Source organism: Variovorax sp. 01T432, assembly GCF_056398605.1.
Window position 1 is genome coordinate 167,264 of the sequence record NZ_JBFTPS010000002.1, and the last position, 17,658, is coordinate 184,921.

Sequence of the window (17,658 nt, forward strand, 5' to 3'; positions counted from 1 at the left end):
CGCATCACCTCCCAGGAGAAAACCATGCCTTCAGCGACAACCGGCATCCCATCGCATCGCGCCGGGCCCACCGCCTGGCGCGCCGCGCTGGCGGGCTTCTGCGCGAGCCTCGTGGGGCTCGGCCTGGCGCGCTTCGCGTACACGCCACTGCTGCCGGCGATCATCGGCGCGCACTGGTTCGGCGCCTCGCAGGCCACCTACCTCGGGGCGGCAAACCTGGGAGGCTACCTGGCGGGCGCGCTGCTGGCCGGCCCGCTCGCGGCGCGGTGGCCGGCGCGCTCCGTGCTGCGCGCCATGATGGCGGTCACCACCCTCGCGCTCTTCGCCTGCGCCCGGCCGGTGGACTTCGCCTGGTTCTTCACCTGGCGCTTCGTCTCGGGCATCGGCGGGGGCGCATTGATGGTGCTGGCCGCGCCCTCGGTCCTGCCGCACGTTCCACCCGCGCGGCGCGGCGCCGCCAGCGGCTTCATCTTCATGGGAGTGGGCCTGGGCATCGCGGCGTCGGGCACGCTCGTGCCGCTGCTGCTGCGCCAGGGTCTGACGCAGGCCTGGCTCGGCCTGGGGGCACTCGCGCTCGTGCTCACCGTGGTCGCATGGGGCGGCTGGCCGACCGGCGGCGCGACGGCGCCCCCGGCGCATCGCGCCATGGCGCCCGCGCACCCGACCCTGCAATTGCGCGCGCTCTACGCGGAATACGCGCTCAATGCGGCCGGGCTCGTGCCACACATGATCTTCCTGGTCGACTATGTCGCGCGCGGCCTCGGACAAGGCCTTGCGGCCGGCTCGCAATACTGGGTCGTGTTCGGCCTCGGTGCCGTGGTCGGGCCGCTGTTGAGCGGCCACCTTGCCGATCGCGCCGGCTTCGGGCCGGCGCTGCGGCTCGCCTTCCTGATCCAGGCCGCCGCCGTCGCGATCCCCGCGCTGGGGCTGTTCGGCAGCGGCGGGCTGATCGTCTCGAGCGCGCTGGTCGGCGCGTTCACGCCGGGCATCGTTCCGCTGGTGCTGGGCCGCGTACAGGAACTGCTCGCCCACCATCCCGCGCTGCACCGCGCGGCGTGGAGCCGCGCCACGACCGGCTTCGCCGTGCTGCAGGCGGCCGCGGCCTATGGCATGTCCTTCCTGCTGGTGAGCAGTGGCGGCAATTACGCGCTGCTCTTCGGCATCGGGACGGGCGCGATCGTCCTCGCCCTGGCCGTCGACGCCGTATCGTCGATCGCGCACCGCGCGCGGGGCTGAGGCCGGGCCCGCGCCGCGCGGGCCACGCAACAGAGGAAGAATGACTACCTCACGGACGAGCGCCAAGGGCTATCGTCCGTGCTTCTGTTCGTCGGCAACACACGCGGAGTTTCAAGCATGAACGAACCATCGATCGCGACCCCGGCATCATCGGTCCACGAGGACGGATCCCCGGAGCGCCTGGCCATCGACACCATTCGCACGCTGGCCATCGACGCCGTCGAGAAGGCCAACTCCGGCCACCCCGGCACGCCCATGGGGCTCGCGCCGGTCGGCTACACCCTGTGGCGCGATTTCCTGCGCTACGACCCGGAGGTGCCGGACTGGCCGGACAGGGACCGCTTCGTGCTGTCGGCCGGCCACGCATCGATGCTTCTCTATGCACTCCTGCATCTCGCCGGGGTCCGGGAAATCGACGCGGAGGGCAAACCCAGCGGCCAGCCGGCCGTGAGCCTGGACGACATCCGCCAGTTCCGGCAGCTGGGTTCGAAGACCCCCGGACATCCGGAGTACCGGATGACGACCGGCGTCGAAACCACGACCGGGCCGCTGGGCCAGGGCTGCGGCAACTCCGTGGGCATGGCCGTGGCGCAGCGCGCGCTCGCGGCGCGCTTCAACCGCGAGGGCTTCACGCTCTTCGATCACGATGTGTATGTGCTGTGCGGCGACGGCGACATGATGGAGGGCATCTCCGGCGAAGCCGCCTCGCTGGCCGGCCACCTGGCGCTGTCCCATCTCTGCTGGATCTACGACAGCAACCACATCAGCATCGAGGGCTCGACCCGCCTCGCCTTCACCGAGGACGTCGGCAAGCGCTTCGAGGCCTACGGCTGGAACGTGCTGCACGTGGCCGACGCCAACGACACGAAGGCCATTGCCCAGGCGCTCGACAACTTCCGCCATACGCATGACCGCCCGACCTTCATCGTCGTGCATTCGGTCATCGGCTGGGGCAGCCCCAGGGCCGGCAGCGAGAAGGCCCATGGCGAGGCGCTGGGCGCCGACAACGTCCGCGCCACCAAGAGGGCTTACGGCTGGCCCGAGGACGCGCAGTTCCTGGTGCCGGAGGGCGTCGCAGAGGCCTTCGGCGCCGTCGTCGCCCGGCGCGGCAAGGCGGCGCGCGAGGCATGGGAAGCCGAGTTCGAGCGCTATCGCCAGAGCTTCCCGAAGGAAGCGGCCGAGTTCGATCGGCTGCGACGGGGCAAGCTGGCCGATGGCTGGGATGCGGACATTCCCGGCTTCGCGGCCGATGCCAAGGGGATCGCCTCCCGCGACGCGGGCGGCAAGGTGCTGAACGCGATCGCGCCGCACGTGCCGATGCTCATCGGCGGCGCGGCCGACCTGTCGCCCTCGACCAAGACCCTGCTCACTTTCGAAGGCGCGGGCTCCTTCGAGCCCGAGGACCATGCGGGCCGCAACATGCATTTCGGCGTGCGCGAGCATGCGATGGGCGCCGTTGCCAACGGCATGGCGCTCAGCTACCTGCGTCCGTACACGGCCACCTTCCTGGTCTTCGCGGACTACATGCGGGCCCCCATCCGGTTGGCGTCGATCATGGAGATACCCGTGGTCTTCGTGTTCACCCACGACTCGATCGGCGTCGGCGAGGACGGTCCGACCCACCAGCCGATCGAGCACCTGGCGACCCTGCGCGCGATCCCGGGGCTCGACACGATCCGCCCCTGCGACGCCAACGAAGTGGCCGTCGCCTGGAAGGTGGCGCTCGGCCGGACGCACCAGCCGACCGCGCTGATCCTCTCGCGCCAGGCGCTGCCGACGCTCGACCGCGCGAAGTACGCTCCCGCCGAGGGGCTGCGCCGAGGCGCCTATGTACTCGCCGACCCGCCGGGCGGAGAGGCCGAGGTCCTCTTCATCGCGACCGGCAGCGAGGTCTCGCTTGCCGTCGCGGCGCACGAGGCATTGGCGGCGCAGGGCGTGCGCTCGCGCGTCGTGTCGATGCCGAGCTGGTACCTGTTCGAACAACAGGACCGCGCCTATCGCGACCAGGTGCTGCCGCCTGGCGTGAAGACGCGCATCGCCATCGAGCAGGCCGGCGCGCTCGGCTGGGACCGCTATATCGGCGCGCGGGGCGCGACGGTCACCATGTCCACCTTCGGCGCCTCCGCGCCGCTCGCCATGCTTCAGCAGAAGTTCGGCTTCACGCTCGACAACGTCCTGAAGGTGGCGCGCGCGTGCATGGAGGCGAACAGGCCATGACCTCTGCGCTTCGACAACTCCATGCGGCGGGCCAGGCGGTATGGCTCGATTTCCTCGATCGCAAGTTCCTGGCCGAGGGCGGCCTGCGCAGGCTGATCGAGGACGACGCGCTGACCGGCGTGACCTCGAACCCCTCGATCTTCGAGAAGGCGATGGGCCACGGCGATGCCTATGACGAAGGCTTCAAGGCCTGGTTGGCCGAAGCCGGGCCGGATGCCAGCGCGACCGAGATCTACGAGGCGCAGGCGATCCGCGACATCCAGGCCGCGGCGGACGACTTGCGCCCGGTGTATGACCGGCTGCGCGGAAAGGACGGCTATGTCAGCCTCGAGGTCTCGCCTAATCTGGCCAATGACACCCAGGCCACCATCGCGCAGGCGCGGCGCCTGTGGGCGGCGGTCGGCCGGCCGAACCTGATGGTGAAGGTGCCCGGCACCGCCGCGGGCGTGCCGGCCATCCGCCAGCTGATCGAAGACGGACTCAACATCAATGTCACGCTGCTCTTCGCCCAGGACGCGTACAGGGCCGTGGCCGAGGCCTTCGTCGCGGGGCTGGAAGCCCGGGTGAAGACGGGCCGGCCGATCGACAGGATCGCCGGTGTCGCGAGCTTCTTCGTGAGCCGCATCGACGCGCGGATCGACAAGGCCATCGACCAGCGAATCGAGGACCGGGATGCCGGCAGCCCGGCGTACAAGGCGCTGCGCGGCAAGGTCGCCATCGCCAACGCCAAGCTCGCCTACGCATGGTACCGGGAGCAGATCGCCGGGGCACGCTGGAAAGCGTTGGCGGCCGAGGGCGCGATGCCGCAGCGGCTTCTGTGGGCCTCAACGGGCACCAAGGACCCAGGCTATTCCCCGACGCTCTACGTCGACCAGCTCATCGGCCCCGACACGGTGAACACGATGCCGCTCAAGACCATGGACGCATTTCGCGAACATGGCGTCGTGGCTCCCACGCTCACGCAGGACATCGAGGGCGCGCGCCACATCCTGGCCGAGACCGAACGGCTGGGCCTCGACCTCGCCCGCGTGACGGCCGATTTGGTCGAAGATGGCGTTCGGCAATTCGCCGATGCCGCCGACGAACTGCTGGCCGCTGTCGAGAAGAAGCGGGCCGCGTTCCTGAGCGGCGGCCTCACCTGAGAAAACGGAGTCAGCCATGCAGATTGGAATGATCGGCCTCGGCCGAATGGGCAGCAACATCGCGCGCCGCCTGATGCGCGGCAGCCATGGCGTGGTGGCGTTCGACCACGACGACAAGGCGGTGGCGGCGCTCGGCCAGGAAGGCGCCACGGCGGCCTCGTCGCTGGACGAGATGGCGGGCAAGCTCGCCGCGCCACGCATCTTCTGGTCGATGCTTCCGGCCGGCGCGCCGACCGAGACGACGATCGACGCGCTGATGGCGCTGTGCGCGCCGGGCGACATCATCATCGACGGGGGCAACACCTTCTACAAGGACGACATCCGCCGCGCCGCCGCGTGCCGATCGAAGTCGCTGCACTACGTCGACGTCGGCACCTCCGGCGGCGTGTGGGGGCTGGAGCGCGGCTACTGCATGATGATCGGCGGCGACAAGGAGACGGTCGACAGGCTCGACCCGATCTTCGAGACGCTCGCGCCCGGCTACGGCAACATCCCCCGCACGCCCGGCCGCGAAGGCCAGGACGACCGCGCCGAGCGCGGCTACATCCATGCCGGGCCCGCCGGCGCGGGGCACTTCGTCAAGATGGTTCACAACGGCATCGAATACGGCCTGATGCAGGCCTACGCCGAAGGCTTCGACATCCTCAAGGGCAAGGGCTCGGAAAAGCTGCCGCAGGACCAGCGCTTCGACATCAACCTGCCCGACGTGGCCGAGGTCTGGCGGCGCGGCAGCGTGGTTTCTTCATGGCTGCTCGACCTGAGCGCATCCGCGCTGGCGCAGGACCACGGGCTCGACAATTATTCGGGCAAGGTCGCCGACAGCGGCGAAGGACAGTGGACGATCGACGCGGCAATGGAGGAAGCCGTGCCGGCCTACGTTCTCTCCTCGGCCCTTTTCGCGCGCTACCGCAGCCGGGTAGAGAGCACCTTCGGCGACAAGCTGCTGTCGGCCATGCGCTTCGGCTTCGGTGGCCACCTGGAGCTGCCGCGCAAATGACGCTGCCCCAGGCATCGGCCGCGCAAGCGAGCGGCGCCGCCGTCCGCCTGCTCGTCTGCGACATCGACGGCACGCTGGTGCGGCACGACAAGTCCCTGTCCGAGGCCAATGTCGCCGCCGCCCGTCGGCTGACGGCCACCGGCACGGCGATGACGCTGATCAGCGCGCGGCCGATGAGCGGCATGCTGTGGATCGTGGATGCGCTGGGGCTGGACGGCACCTTCGGCGCATTCAACGGCGGCACCCTTTTCAACCGCCTCGGCGTGGTCGGCGACGCCCGGCGGATCGCGCCCGAGGTGGCCAGGCGGATTCTCTCGATCCTCGACGAGGCCGGCATCGACGTCTGGCTGTTCGCCGACGAGCACTGGTATGCGCGCGACGACGCCAGCCCGCACGTGCCGCGCGAAAGGCTGTCCGCCGGCATGGAGCCGACGCTGCGCCGGGACCTTGAGCGCCTGTGCGATGCGCCGGTCGACAAGATCGTGGGCGTGAGCGACGACGCCGCTCTGCTGAAGCGGCTCGAAGCGGCGATGCAGGATGCGACGCGCGGCGAGGCCACCGTCGCCCTGTCGCAGCCCTACTTCCTGGACGCCACCGCCCTGCTGGCGAACAAGGGCGACGGCGTCGCAGCGGTGGCCGCTGCGATGGGCGTGGCGCTGGCGGCCGTCGCGGTGATCGGCGACATGCCCAACGACCTGCCGATGTTCGCCCGCGCCGGGCTCTCGATCGCCATGGGCCAGGCGCCCGATGCCGTGCGAGGGGCTGCCGACTGGACCACCGCGTCGAACGAAGCGGATGGCGTCGCGCAGGCGATCGACCGCCTGATCGGGGACATGCGCTCATGATCGGCCGGCCAGGTCCTGCCCGGCCGATCGAGGATTACGCGCTGATCGGCTCGACGCACAGCGCCGCGCTGGTCCATCGCGGCGGCGACATCGAATGGCTCTGCCTGCCGCGCTTCGACTCCGCGGCGATGTTCGCAAGCCTGCTCGGCGACGAGAACAACGGTCGCTGGTCCATGCGTGCCCGCGACCGCAAGGCGCGCATCACGCGGCGCTATCTGCCCGGGACGCTCGTGCTCGAGACCACCTTCCGCACCGCCCAGGGCGTGGCGACCGTGACCGACTTCATGCCGCGGCCGGCCTCCGACGGCATGCATGAAGTGGTGCGCATCGTGCGCGGCGTGCGGGGCACGGCGGCCATGCATACCGAACTTCGCATCCGCTTCAACTATGGCGAATGGTGCCCGTGGGTGGAGCGGCGCGAAGGCGCGGTCTACGCGGTCGCGGGGCCGGATGGGGTTCGCGTCACCTCGGGCGTGGAATTGATCAACGAGAACTTCGCGAGCACCGCGGACTTCACGGTCACGGCCGGGCAAGCCATCGCTTTCTGCCTCGAGTGGTTTCCCTCGCACCAGACGCCGCCGGTCACGCGCGACGCCCATGCGCTGCTGGCCCGCACCGCCGGGGAATGGTGCGAATGGACCGACCGCTGCGGCTACGACGGCGAGTATCGCGAGGCCGTCACGCGCTCGCTGCTGACGCTCAAGGCCCTCACCTACGAGCCCTCCGGCGGCATCGTCGCCGCGCCCACCACCTCGCTGCCCGAGCATCCGGGCGGCGAGCGCAACTGGGACTATCGCTTCTGCTGGCTGCGCGACGCGGCGCTGACGCTCTATGCGCTGATCGGATCGGGCTACATCGAAGAGGCCAGCGACTGGCGCTGGTGGCTGATGCGCGCGGTCGGCGGTTCGCCGGAAGAATTGCAGGTGATGTACGGCCTGCACGGCGAACGCACCCTGACCGAGGTCGAACTGGGCTGGCTGCGGGGCTACGAGGACAGCCGGCCGGTGCGCATCGGCAACGGCGCACAGGCGCAGCGGCAGCTCGATGTGTATGGCGCGGTCATCGCGGCCTTCCACGCCTCGCGAAAGGCCGGGCTCAAGGACATGGACAAGGTCTGGCCGCTGGAGTGCGCCATTGCCCAGCAGCTGACGGTGCTGTGGAAGAAGCCCGATTGCAGCCTGTGGGAAGTGCGCGGGGAGCTGCGGCATTTCGTCCATTCCAAGTTCATGTGCTGGCTCGCCTTCGACCGCATGATCGCGAGCGCGCGGGACTTCCATCTCGATGGTCCGGTCGACGAATGGCGCAAGGTGCGAGACGAGATCCACGCGGATGTCTGCGCGAAGGGCTACGACGCGGCGAGCGGCTCCTTCGTCCAGTACTACGGCGCGGACGCGGTCGACGCGGCGCTGCTGCTGATGCCGCTGGTGGGCTTCCTGCCGATCCACGATCCGCGCGTCGAGAGGACGGTGGCCCGCATCGAGCGCGAACTGGTCTTCAAGAGACTCGTCTACCGCTATCGCACCGAGCAGGGCGTCGACGGCCTCGAGGGCGGCGAGGCCGCCTTTCTCGCCTGCAGCTTCTGGCTGTCGAACGTGTATGTCGCGATGGGCCGGCTCAAGGAGGCCAGGGCCCTGCTCGATCACCTGCTGTCACTCGGCAGCGACCTCGGATTGTTCGCCGAGGAATACGACCCGGTCGCGCGTCGGCAGCTGGGCAACTTCCCGCAGGCCTTCTCGCATATCGGCCTGATCAACAGCGTGCATGCGCTGTCCTCCGCGGCCGGCGGGGTCTGGGAACTGGTCGATCGCGACGGCAAGGCCAGCTCGGGGGAGCCGTTGATCGTCGTCATCAGCGGTGTGTCCGGCTCCGGCAAGACGACGCTCGGCAAGGCCCTGGCGGCGCAGCTCGAATGCAAGTTCGTGGATGCCGACCGGCTCCATCCCGCGGCGCCCGCCAGGAAGATGCGCGCGGGCGAGCCGCTCGACGAGGACGACCGCGCGCCAACGCTGGCGCAGGTGGCGGACTGGATCGCGGCCCGCTCCAGGGCGGGTGAGCACGGGATCATCGCGTGCCCGGCGCTCAAGAAGGCCTCTCGCGACCGCCTGCGCGCGAGCCACGCGAACCTGGCCTTCGTCCTGCTCGCGCCGAGCGAAGCCGTGCTTCTCAAACGCATCGGCGCGCGCCGGACCCACTGGATGCGGCCCTCGGATCTCAGGCGCCAGCTGCACACGCTGGAGCAGCCCGACGCATCGGAGCGGACGCTGATCATCGAGGGCGAAGTCGACGTCGGCGAGGCCTGCCTTCAGGCGCTGACATGGCTTACCTGGCCGGGCCGGAACAGGCCCGCCCGCGCGCGGCGCTAGGGCTTGCGGCCCTTGCGCGCGGGCGCGTCGGCCTGCTTGCGCGCCTCGCCGACCTCGCGGCCAACAGCCGCGCAATTGGCATCGACGCCCGGTCCGGTCTCGATCAGCGGGATCAGTGCCGCAATGGGCGCCAGTGCCGCCAATGCGATGACGCCCCCGGCACGCGCGATCAAGGGCCCTTTCTGGATCTCGAAGTCGGGCTGCCTGAAGCTCCCGTAGAGGCGCACCGGCGTGCGCAGCGAGAGGATGCCCATGTGCTTGGGCTTGGGCTGCACGGTCATGTCGAAGCGCTCGTGCGCCAGGTCGAAGCTGCCGCTGCCCAGGATCTGGGTCTGCTCCGTGTCGACCACGAAAAGTGTCGAGGTGCCCTGGCCATCCTTGACGTCGAAGGCCATGCCGCCGCAATTCACGTCGATGGTCTTGTCGCCGCCCGCCAGCAGGCGCAGCACCTTGCCGCCGTTGAGGCCGCTCGCGGCATCCAGCAGATTCGAGATACGGCCGCCGGCGATGGCGGCCGAGATGCGCCCGTCGGACCTGGCGGCGGCATCGGCAATCGAATTGCCACTGCCCTTGAGCTGGATCGTCGCGCCGAGCAGCCCGGCCCCCTTGGCGATCGCCTCCTTGCTGGAGGGCATCAGCCGGTCGACACGGATGCGGCGGAAGTTCGCCTGCAGCTCGGACTTGAGGGTCGGCTCGCGCGCATCCAGCGTGACCTGGGAAGCGATGGTGCCGCCCGCGAAGCCGAAATCAAGCGGCGCGAGCTTGAGGACCGCGTCGTGCAGGCGCAGCGACGCGCGCAGGCTTTCCAGCGGCAGCGCATGCGGGACCTCCAGCTTGCCGGCCTCCAGGTCCACCTCGGCATCGATCTTCTGCAGCCTGCTGCCTTCGAAGCTTCCGGCGGGAAGAATGTGGCCGGGGTCCCCGGCCCTTTCGGCCGCCTTCGCCGCGGGCCGGTCTCGGGTCTCGGCCTGCGAGACGGCCGGCTTGCCGCCCGACTCCCGGGTCTGCACGCCCACCAGGGGGCCGAGGTCCGCGAGCTTGAGGAGCTTGCTGTGCAAGTCCGCCGTGAGCAAGGGGCGCGGCTCCCGGTCGATGTAGGCGCCGCGGCCGGTGATGTCGGTGGAGCCGATCCTGCCTGCCAGATCGTCCATCGAGTAGTGCTTGCCCTTGAGGATCAGGTGCCCGCGAAGTTCGTAGGGCGGAGAGGCCGGCAGGGGCAGCAGCAGGAAGGGATAAAGGTTGGCCAGGGTCTGGCCCTGGATGCGCAGCTGCGTGTCGATGGCCGAGATGTTGGCCGCGTCGGCGATCGTGCCCTCGACGTCGACGCGCGTGGTGCCGGCGACCAGACTTCCCTTGAGCGGGAAGGGAATGCCGGATTCCTGGAAGCTGAGCACTTCACCCGTGAGCGCCGTGCCCGAGAAGCCCGCGCCGTGGTACTTGCCGCTGAAGGTGTATCGGGTCGAGTAGCGGGTGTTCGAGGCCTTGGCACCGGCATCCCTGACCTTGGCCTGGCTCTCGGGGTCGAAGGTGCTGCCCCGCACGTCGACTTCGAAGGGCTCGCCGTGGTCGAGATAGCGCAGTTCGCCCTGATCGACGGACAGCGAGCTGATGCGCAACCGGCTCGGCGAAGTGTCGGAGGGATCCGAGAGTTTCCAGTTCTTGCGGCCGTCCTTCTGGCGCTCGAAGACCAGTTCGGGACGGGTCAGCGCGGCGCGCGTGACCAGGATCTTCTCAGGCAGATCACGCAGCGACACCGAGAACTCCAGCGTTTCGATCCGCGCCATCGCCTTCTCCTTCGACCAGTCGGCATTGCCGAAATAGACGTCGCGCATGCGGATGGTGGGCGAGAGGCCGAGCGAGACATGCAGGTCGGAGATGTGGAAGCTGCGCTGGGTCTTGCGCGAGATGTACCGCTCCAGCGGCGGCCGCAGCCAATTCCAGTCGAACAGCATCACCACGGCGACCAGCGCGAGCGCCAACGCGCCCCAGGCGGTCCACAGGGGATGGCGTCGCGGAAATCCTCTCATCACGGATGCCATGAAGGCCCACTCCTGGATTGGAAAAGCACCCAGCCTCGCGGCTCGAGCGCCGATGGCGCGGCGGGCGGCTTCCCGTGTAAGGGTCGGACGACATCCCGAGGGGCCTGCGTGCGGCCAGAAATAGGGCTTGCGCAGCGGCGGCCCTCGCCGCAGACTGGAAAGCTCTAACGGGGACATCACGCCATGAGCACCGAACTTCAAGCCACCGTGGACGCACTGGTCCAGAAGGGCAAGGGCATTCTTGCCGCCGACGAGAGCGGTCCGACGATTGCCAAGCGCTTCAAGGCGATCGGCGTCGAGTCGACCGAGGAAAGCCGACGCGCCTATCGCAGCCTGATCCTTTCCGCGCCGGGACTCGGGCAATTCGTCAGCGGCGTCATCCTCTATGAGGAGACGCTCGGGCAGCGCAGCGACGCCGGCGAGCCGCTGCCGCAGGTGGCCGCGCGGCAGGGCATCGTGCCGGGCATCAAGGTCGATGCCGGCAAGATCCCGCTTGCGCTGGCGCCCGGCGACGAGATCACGCTGGGGCTGGACGGGCTGGCGCAGCGGCTGGACCGCTACAAGCAGCAGGGCGCGCGCTTTGCCAAGTGGCGCGCCGTCTACAACGTTTCCGACACGCTGCCGAGCCGGGCGGCGATCGAAGCCAACGCCGAGGCACTGGCCCGCTACGCGGCGGTCTGCCAGGCGCAGGGCGTGGTGCCGATCGTGGAGCCCGAGGTGCTGATCGACGGCGATCACACGATGCAGCGCTGCGCGGAGGTCACGCAGGCGGTCATTCAGGAGGTGTTCGTGGCCCTGCATCGCCACCGGGTGGCGTTCGAGCACATGCTGCTGAAGCCCAGCATGGTGCTGCCCGGCAAGGCCCACGGGCCGAAAGCGGCGCCGGCCGAGGTCGCTGCGCAGACGCTGCGTGTGCTGCGGCGCACGGTGCCGGCGGCGGTGCCCAGCATCAACTTTCTGTCCGGCGGGCAGTCACCCGCGGAGGCCACGGCCAATCTGGACGCGCTGAACCGCATGGGCCCCCAGCCCTGGCAGCTGACTTTCTCGTATGGACGCGCGCTGCAGGAGCCGGCGATGCAGGCCTGGATGGGCCAGGCCGCCCAGGCGGGCCGCGCCCAGGAGGCCCTGCTCATGCGCGCCCGGCTGAATGCCGCGGCCTGCGAGGGGACATACAGCGCCGAGATGGAAGCCTGAGGCCGCTCTCAGGACCCGGGCTTGCGCCACACGCTGGCCAGCCACGGCTGCTGGTCGATCGGCAGGCCGGCGGGGCGGTAGTAGTGGCCGAGTTCGACGAATCCGGCCGCCGACATGTAGCCGCGCCACGCCGCCAGGTCGTGGAAGGCGCTGTAGCGGCCGCCGCCCCAGCCCTCCTGGCCATCGCCGCGCGGATTCGAGCTGAACAGCACGCCGCCCGGCCTGAGCGTGGCGTGCAGTTCGCGCAGCACGCGCGGGAGTTCCTGCGTCGGGACATGGAACAGCGATGCATTCGCGAAGATGCCGTCGAAGTGGCCGGCGGGCAGATCCAGCGCGAGGAAGTTCTGCTGCAGAACCTCGCAGCCGCTGTAGGCGCGCGCCATCTGGGCAAAGCGCGCGGAGCCCTCCAGCCCAATCGCGACATGGCCGAGCTTCCTGAAGGTCTGGAGGTCGCGTCCGGGTCCGCAGCCGAAATCGAGGATCCTGAACGGCGGTGCGCCCTCGATGGCCTGGAGCAGCGCCGCGATGTTCTGGCCCACGTCGTGGTCGCGCGTGCCGGCCCAGAAGTCTTCCGCGCGCTGGTCGTAGTGCGCGAGCGTGGATGCGGCGATCCGATCGAGGTCTTGCGGCTTCAGGGTCAAGGCAGGGCACCGCCTTTTGGGGAACTCAGCTGCGCTCCCCGGTGATGTAGTGTTCCAGCTGCTCGATGATGAACTTCTGTTCCGAGATGATGCCCTTGACCAGGTCGCCGATGGAGATCAGGCCGACCAGCTTGCCCTTGTCGATGACCGGGAGGTGCCGCATGCGGTTCTCGGTCATGAGTGCCATGCATTCCTCGCTGGTCTGATCGGGACGCACGTAGATGACCGAGGTGGTCATGATGTCGCGCAGCGGCGTGTCCTTGGATGAGCGCGCCATCAGGACGACCTTGCGCGCGTAGTCGCGCTCGGTGAGGATGCCCACGATCTTGTCCTGCTTCATGACCAGGACCGCGCCGATGTTCTTCTGCGCCATCAGCTGGACGGCATCGAACACCGTGGCCGTGGGCTCGATGGCGTGGACCGTCGAGTCGCCCTTGGCCTTGAGAATTTCCGCCACGATTTTCATGGAGATTCCTCCGGCAATGGCCCAGCGCCATCGTCCGGCGATTTTATCGCCGCCGGCCCCTCACGCACGATGGTCTTGCGGATGTTCACGGTAGTGGCGCGCCTTGTCTTCGTACATCGCCTTGTCGGCGCGCAGCAGCGCGGCGTCCAGCTGGTCGCCGGCGGCACATGTCGCCATGCCGATCGCGAGGCTCAGGGCGTGCCCGCTTTGCCCGGCATAGAACTGGTTGTTGAGCTCGAGCAAGGTCATGATGCGCTCGCGCATCGCTTCCGCTCCGCGCTCGTCGGTCGTGGGGAGGAGCACCGCGAACTCGTCCCCGCCGATGCGTGCCGGCCAGGCCGGCGCATCCACCGCCTTGGACAGCACCTCGCCCACGCGGCGCAGCAGGGCATCGCCGGCGGCATGGCCTTCTTCGTCATTGAGCCGCTTCAGCCCGTTCAGGTCGATCGCCAGCACCGACACGGGCCATGGGCCCTTGCGCGCCAGCCGGTTCAGTTCATCGGTGTAGAAGGTGCGATTGCACAGCCGCGTCAGCACGTCGTGCTTGCCGAGGTATTCGAGATAGGCCTCGGCCTTTTTGCGCGCCGTGATGTCGACCAGCGACACCAGCACCAGGTCCCACGTCGCAAGGTGGTGCTCCAGGACCGCGAACTGCATGTGGATGTTGATGACCTCCCCAGTGAGCGAGTAATTGACGACTTCGCGGTGCTGAAAGGTCTTCCCGTTCCACAGGTCCAGCAGCTGCTCGGCGAAGGAGTCGTGCATCTCGTCGCGAAAGACGCGCTGCAGGTCTCGCAACAGCGTGGGCTTGTCGGCGGCGCCGAACATGCGCAGCGTCTCGTTGTTCACGTCGATGACGCGAATCTCCTGCATGCAGCGGGTGACGAAGTCCGGATGGACCTTGAGGAAGGTCGTGAAGTCGGTGATGCCGCGCCCGCGAATGTCGTCGAGCAGCAGCTTGACCGCGCTGAAATCCTCGACCCAGAGGGACACCGGCGAATGATCGAACAGGCCGAGCGCATAGCGCTCGCTCTCGGCGCGCTTCCTCTCGGCCACCCGTCGCGCGGTGATGTCCTCCAGCGAAACCAGCACGCGGTCCCATGCCGACTCGTGCCCCGGCAAGACGCGCACGCGCACGTGGACGTCGAGCCGGCGCCCGTCGAGGGCATAGTTGACGGTGTCGTTGTCGAAGCTGAGATTGCCCTGCCAGAGCTGGTCGAGTTCGTGGATGACCGAGGCACCCATGTCGTCGCGAAAGATCTTGTCGAGCTGGGCCAGCAGGGATTCCTGGCTTTGAGCGCCGAAGAGCGTCAGGGTGCTCCGGTTGACGCGCAGCACCTTGAACCGGGCCAGGCATTCCTGCACGCGCTGCGGATCCTCGCTCAGGTGCCGGACCACGTCGACGACGCCGGCGGCGCGCCATTCCTCGAAAAGCCGCTTGACCCCGCTGTAATCCTCAAGCCAGAGCGACGAAGGCGCGAGATCGAACATCGATTCGAGGTCGGCGGAAAACGACATGATGCAGATATTCCTTGGATTGCGTTCGGGACACTCCGGCCCCGGGGCGGCTCAGTCGGATATTGTCCATGCATTGGCGCGCGCCCCGTCCGCGCTCCGACACTCCGCGAGCGCTGGCGGCTGCAGCGTTGCGCTTCTGCTGCGAAGATCCGCGGATCTGGTTTTGTTCGGAGCATCAACGTGCCATTCCACAAGCTTGACGCCATCGACCGTTTTCCTCGGTTTCCGCTGCTCGACGGACCGACGCCGATCCAGCGCCTGCTGCGGCTCGAGGCGTCGCTGGGCCCCGCTCTCAAGGGCGTCCATCTCTTCGTCAAGCGGGACGACCACATGTCGCTGGGCGGCGGGGGGAGCAAGCTGCGCAAGCTGGAATTCCTGATCGGCGCCGCGCAGAGCGAAGGCGCCGACACGGTCGTGACCGTGGGCGGCCTGCAGTCGAACCATGCCCGCCTGACCGCGGCCGCTGCCGCGCGCGCGGGACTGGCCTGCGAACTGGTGCTGGGCCGGCAGGTGCCGCGCGACGACATCGACTACGAACGCAACGGCAACGTCCTGCTGGACGAGATCTTCGGCGCGACGGTCCATGAGCTGCGGCCCGGCGAGGATGCCCTGGCGGCGGCACTGAAGCGCGCCGAGGCATTGCGCTCGATGGGCCGCCACGTCTATGTCGCGCCCATAGGGGGCTCGACACCGGTCGGGTCGCTGGGCTATGCGCTTTGCGCGAAGGAGATCCTGCGGCAGGAGGATGAGCTCGGCATCGAATTCGCGAAGGTGGTGCTCGCGAACGGCAGTTCGGGCACACATGCCGGACTGGCCGCGGGCTTCCATGCGGCGGGCCGACCCGCATCGACGGTGCGCTCCTTCGCGACCCTGGCGCCCGGCGATCAGGCGCGACGCCGGTCCCACGAATTGGCCGACGCGACCCTGGGCCTTCTGGGTATCCACGCGCAGCTCGCCGATGCGGACATCGATGTGGATGGCCAGCACCGGGGGCCGGGCTATGGCGTGCCAACGCAGGAAATGATCGATGCGGTCAAGGCCCTGGCGCGCACCGAAGGGCTGCTGCTGGATCCGGTCTATTCAGGCAAGGCTTTCGCCGGATTGCTGGCCGATGTCCGCGCGGGGCGTTACTCGGCGGGGCAGAACGTGCTGTTCATCATGACAGGTGGCACGCCGGGGCTTTATGCCTACCGGAGTGTCTTCGAGCCAGGGCCGGGACAGTAGGTCAACCCGCGCGTTCCCGCTCCGCCTGGCTGCGCGCTTCAAGGCCGCTGACGATCACCTCGACCCATGCTGACGGGCGGCGGGTGATCCTGGAAGCCGCGCAGGACATTGCCGGGACCCGAGGCTCCGACCGAAGAATGGATCTCGTCCTCGCGTCAGGCATCATCGACCCATGGATATCATCAAAGCCGAAACAATCGAAGTGCCCTTCACGGAGGCCCAACTGCAACAACTGGACCACAGGGCGATCGTGGAGCAGTTGCGCGGCGCGGGCATGCACATCTCGCAGGACGGCCGCCGCATCAAGGGGCTGCTGCAATGGAATGCCGCTCAGAAGAACGGCGACGGTCTGGTAGCGAAGTGGCAGTCGGGGCCGACCGAAACGCCGATGGCGACTCCCAAGAGCTGAGCCGCGGCGCCTGCTACGGCGCCTGCAAGCGTTCGAGCAGATCCGCGCTGGGATAGCCGTCCGCGGGCAATCCGACACTGCGCTGGTAGCGGCGCAGCGCAGCGCGGGTGGCCGGACCCATCATGCCGTCGGGCTCGCCGCTCGCGAAGCCGCGCGCGTTCAGGGCGCCCTGCACTTCGAGCAACTGGCCGCGCGTGAGCGTGGGCAGATCGCGCGGCCAGGGCGCTTGCACCCCGGGCCCCCCGGCCAGTCGCTGCGCAAGCAGGCTGACCGCCAGCGCATAGCTGTCCGAATTGTTGTAGCGCAGGATGGCGCGGAAATTGGGCCCGACCAGAAAGGCAGGCCCGCGCGCGCCCGCGGGCAGGAGGATCGCGCCGTCGGTGAACTCCGGCAGCGCCTGTCCGCCGATGCCGCGCACGCCCTCGTCGGCCCACTGGGCGCTGGACTGGCGCAGGGCCGCGTCGGCACGGGCGTAGTCGAAGCCGGCAGGCAACTGCACCTCGGCGCCCCAGGGCTGGCCGGCCTGCCAGCCCGAACTGGCGAGAAACTTCGCTGTCGAGGCCGTGACGTCAGCCATGCTGCCCCAGATGTCGCGCCGGCCATCGCCGTCCGCATCCACGGCGTAGGCCAGGAAGTTCGACGGCAGGAACTGGGTCTGGCCCATCGCACCGGCCCACGAGCCGATCATGTGCGCGTGGTCGATGTCGCCGTTGCCGATGATTTTCAGCGCGGCCAGAAGCTCGCCGCGCGCCCATGCCTGGCGCCGCCCGTCGAAACCCAGCGTCGCCAGCGCATCGATGGTGGGGATGTTGCCGTAGTTGCTGCCGTAGTTGCTCTCGATGCCCCAGATGGCGACGATGATGCTCGGCGCCACGCCGTAACGGGCCGCCGCGGCATCGGCCTCGACACGGACCTCCTGCAGCTTGTCCATTCCCAGCGCGACGCGTTGGGGCGACACGGCGCTGTCCAGATAGTCCCAGACCGCGCGCACGAACTCGGGCTGGGAGCGGTCCAGCTCAATCACACGCGGCAGGTAGTGCACGTTGTCGAAGGCATCGCGCAGCGTCGCCTCGCCGACGCCGCGCGCGCGCGCCTGCTCCCGGAAGTCCGCGACCCAGCGGGCGAATCCCTGCTCGAGGAGCGCTTGGTTTTCGCCGAGCGGCGCGGGGCCGGGTGGCGCTGCCTGGGCGGGCGCGGGCTGGGCGGAGACGGCGGGGCCGGCAGGCTGGGGTGGCGGGGTGGGCGGCGCGGAGGCGCAGCCTGCAAGGACGCTCGCCGCCAGCGCAATGGCGGCGAGACCGGTGGAACGACACGGCAGGGAGGGAGATGGGTGCATGCCCGCGATTTTGATGCGCCGCGCCGGGCTT

The 17,658-nt window shown here is 69.0% G+C and carries 14 protein-coding genes; 9 read left to right on the top strand and 5 right to left on the bottom strand.

What is annotated here, in order from left to right; genetic code table 11:
• The first annotated feature begins 24 nt into the window (after positions 1–24).
• The 6 genes from AC1DNF_RS02450 (at position 25) to AC1DNF_RS02475 (ending at position 8,800) form a co-directional block, all read left to right on the top strand.
• Positions 25–1,236 carry a YbfB/YjiJ family MFS transporter gene (locus tag AC1DNF_RS02450; protein ID WP_478146949.1) on the top strand — a complete coding sequence of 404 codons (1,212 nt, stop codon included), beginning with the start codon at positions 25–27 and terminating at the stop codon, positions 1,234–1,236.
• Between the two features lie 117 nt (positions 1,237–1,353).
• Entirely contained in the window at positions 1,354–3,453 is a 2,100-nt protein-coding gene (gene tkt, locus AC1DNF_RS02455) for a transketolase (RefSeq protein ID WP_478146950.1), read from the top strand.
• On the top strand, positions 3,450–4,595 hold the full coding sequence (tal, locus tag AC1DNF_RS02460; RefSeq protein ID WP_478146951.1) for a transaldolase: 1,146 nt from the start codon (positions 3,450–3,452) through the stop codon (positions 4,593–4,595). The genes tkt and tal overlap by 4 nt, the downstream gene beginning before the upstream one ends.
• A 16-nt stretch (positions 4,596–4,611) precedes the next feature.
• Complete coding sequence (gnd, locus tag AC1DNF_RS02465) at positions 4,612–5,592, top strand: phosphogluconate dehydrogenase (NAD(+)-dependent, decarboxylating) (RefSeq protein ID WP_478146952.1); 981 nt, start codon at positions 4,612–4,614, stop codon at positions 5,590–5,592.
• Entirely contained in the window at positions 5,589–6,437 is an 849-nt protein-coding gene (locus AC1DNF_RS02470; RefSeq protein WP_478146953.1) for a Cof-type HAD-IIB family hydrolase, read from the top strand. Before gnd ends, AC1DNF_RS02470 begins: the two co-directional genes overlap by 4 nt.
• A complete protein-coding gene (locus tag AC1DNF_RS02475) occupies positions 6,434–8,800 on the top strand; it encodes a gluconokinase, GntK/IdnK-type (RefSeq protein ID WP_478146954.1) in 2,367 nt (788 codons plus the stop codon). The genes AC1DNF_RS02470 and AC1DNF_RS02475 overlap by 4 nt, the downstream gene beginning before the upstream one ends.
• Here AC1DNF_RS02475 and AC1DNF_RS02480 read toward each other — a convergent pair.
• Positions 8,797–10,839, bottom strand: coding sequence for an AsmA family protein (locus AC1DNF_RS02480; protein ID WP_478146955.1), 2,043 nt, complete (start codon positions 10,837–10,839; stop codon positions 8,797–8,799). The genes AC1DNF_RS02475 and AC1DNF_RS02480 overlap by 4 nt on opposite strands.
• 183 nt (positions 10,840–11,022) lie before the next feature.
• On the opposite strand from AC1DNF_RS02480, the gene AC1DNF_RS02485 reads away from it, so the two are divergent.
• The gene (locus AC1DNF_RS02485; protein WP_478146956.1) at positions 11,023–12,033 is read left to right on the top strand and encodes a class I fructose-bisphosphate aldolase; all 1,011 of its coding nucleotides are present in this window, start codon (positions 11,023–11,025) and stop codon (positions 12,031–12,033) included.
• A gap of 8 nt (positions 12,034–12,041) precedes the next feature.
• On the opposite strand, the gene AC1DNF_RS02490 is transcribed toward AC1DNF_RS02485, so the two are convergent.
• Genes AC1DNF_RS02490 through AC1DNF_RS02500 form a run of 3 tightly spaced genes read right to left on the bottom strand, consistent with a single transcriptional unit; the run spans position 12,042 to position 14,658 of the window.
• Positions 12,042–12,674 (bottom strand): class I SAM-dependent methyltransferase, encoded by a 633-nt coding sequence (locus AC1DNF_RS02490; RefSeq protein ID WP_478146957.1) that lies wholly within the window; start codon positions 12,672–12,674, stop codon positions 12,042–12,044.
• 25 nt (positions 12,675–12,699) lie between these two features.
• Positions 12,700–13,140, bottom strand: coding sequence for a CBS domain-containing protein (locus AC1DNF_RS02495; RefSeq protein WP_478146958.1), 441 nt, complete (start codon positions 13,138–13,140; stop codon positions 12,700–12,702).
• 60 nt (positions 13,141–13,200) lie between these two features.
• Positions 13,201–14,658 (bottom strand): sensor domain-containing diguanylate cyclase, encoded by a 1,458-nt coding sequence (locus AC1DNF_RS02500; RefSeq protein WP_478146959.1) that lies wholly within the window; start codon positions 14,656–14,658, stop codon positions 13,201–13,203.
• A 180-nt stretch (positions 14,659–14,838) separates the two neighbouring features.
• Here AC1DNF_RS02500 and AC1DNF_RS02505 point away from each other — a divergent pair, with 180 nt between their 5' ends.
• Together AC1DNF_RS02505 and AC1DNF_RS02510 are read left to right on the top strand one after the other, a co-directional pair.
• Positions 14,839–15,882 carry a D-cysteine desulfhydrase family protein gene (locus tag AC1DNF_RS02505; RefSeq protein ID WP_478146960.1) on the top strand — a complete coding sequence of 348 codons (1,044 nt, stop codon included), beginning with the start codon at positions 14,839–14,841 and terminating at the stop codon, positions 15,880–15,882.
• 172 nt (positions 15,883–16,054) lie between these two features.
• Positions 16,055–16,291: a hypothetical protein gene (locus AC1DNF_RS02510; protein WP_478146961.1), complete on the top strand. Its 237-nt coding sequence runs from the start codon at positions 16,055–16,057 to the stop codon at positions 16,289–16,291.
• Positions 16,292–16,304: 13 nt separating this feature from the next.
• On the opposite strand, the gene AC1DNF_RS02515 is transcribed toward AC1DNF_RS02510, so the two are convergent.
• The gene (locus tag AC1DNF_RS02515) at positions 16,305–17,627 is read right to left on the bottom strand and encodes a lytic murein transglycosylase (protein ID WP_478146962.1); all 1,323 of its coding nucleotides are present in this window, start codon (positions 17,625–17,627) and stop codon (positions 16,305–16,307) included.
• Positions 17,628–17,658: the final 31 nt, after the last annotated feature.

What these genes read in the sequence shown, in the direction of transcription:
- AC1DNF_RS02450 (WP_478146949.1), top strand. Translation starts at nt 25, where the DNA reads ATGCCTTCAGCGACAACCGGCATCCCATCGCATCGCGCCGGGCCCACC.
- tkt (WP_478146950.1), top strand. Translation starts at nt 1,354, where the DNA reads ATGAACGAACCATCGATCGCGACCCCGGCATCATCGGTCCACGAGGAC.
- tal (WP_478146951.1), top strand. Translation starts at nt 3,450, where the DNA reads ATGACCTCTGCGCTTCGACAACTCCATGCGGCGGGCCAGGCGGTATGG.
- gnd (WP_478146952.1), top strand. Translation starts at nt 4,612, where the DNA reads ATGCAGATTGGAATGATCGGCCTCGGCCGAATGGGCAGCAACATCGCG.
- AC1DNF_RS02470 (WP_478146953.1), top strand. Translation starts at nt 5,589, where the DNA reads ATGACGCTGCCCCAGGCATCGGCCGCGCAAGCGAGCGGCGCCGCCGTC.
- AC1DNF_RS02475 (WP_478146954.1), top strand. Translation starts at nt 6,434, where the DNA reads ATGATCGGCCGGCCAGGTCCTGCCCGGCCGATCGAGGATTACGCGCTG.
- AC1DNF_RS02480 (WP_478146955.1), bottom strand. Translation starts at nt 10,839, where the DNA reads ATGGCATCCGTGATGAGAGGATTTCCGCGACGCCATCCCCTGTGGACC.
- AC1DNF_RS02485 (WP_478146956.1), top strand. Translation starts at nt 11,023, where the DNA reads ATGAGCACCGAACTTCAAGCCACCGTGGACGCACTGGTCCAGAAGGGC.
- AC1DNF_RS02495 (WP_478146958.1), bottom strand. Translation starts at nt 13,140, where the DNA reads ATGAAAATCGTGGCGGAAATTCTCAAGGCCAAGGGCGACTCGACGGTC.
- AC1DNF_RS02500 (WP_478146959.1), bottom strand. Translation starts at nt 14,658, where the DNA reads ATGTCGTTTTCCGCCGACCTCGAATCGATGTTCGATCTCGCGCCTTCG.
- AC1DNF_RS02510 (WP_478146961.1), top strand. Translation starts at nt 16,055, where the DNA reads ATGGATATCATCAAAGCCGAAACAATCGAAGTGCCCTTCACGGAGGCC.
- AC1DNF_RS02515 (WP_478146962.1), bottom strand. Translation starts at nt 17,627, where the DNA reads ATGCACCCATCTCCCTCCCTGCCGTGTCGTTCCACCGGTCTCGCCGCC.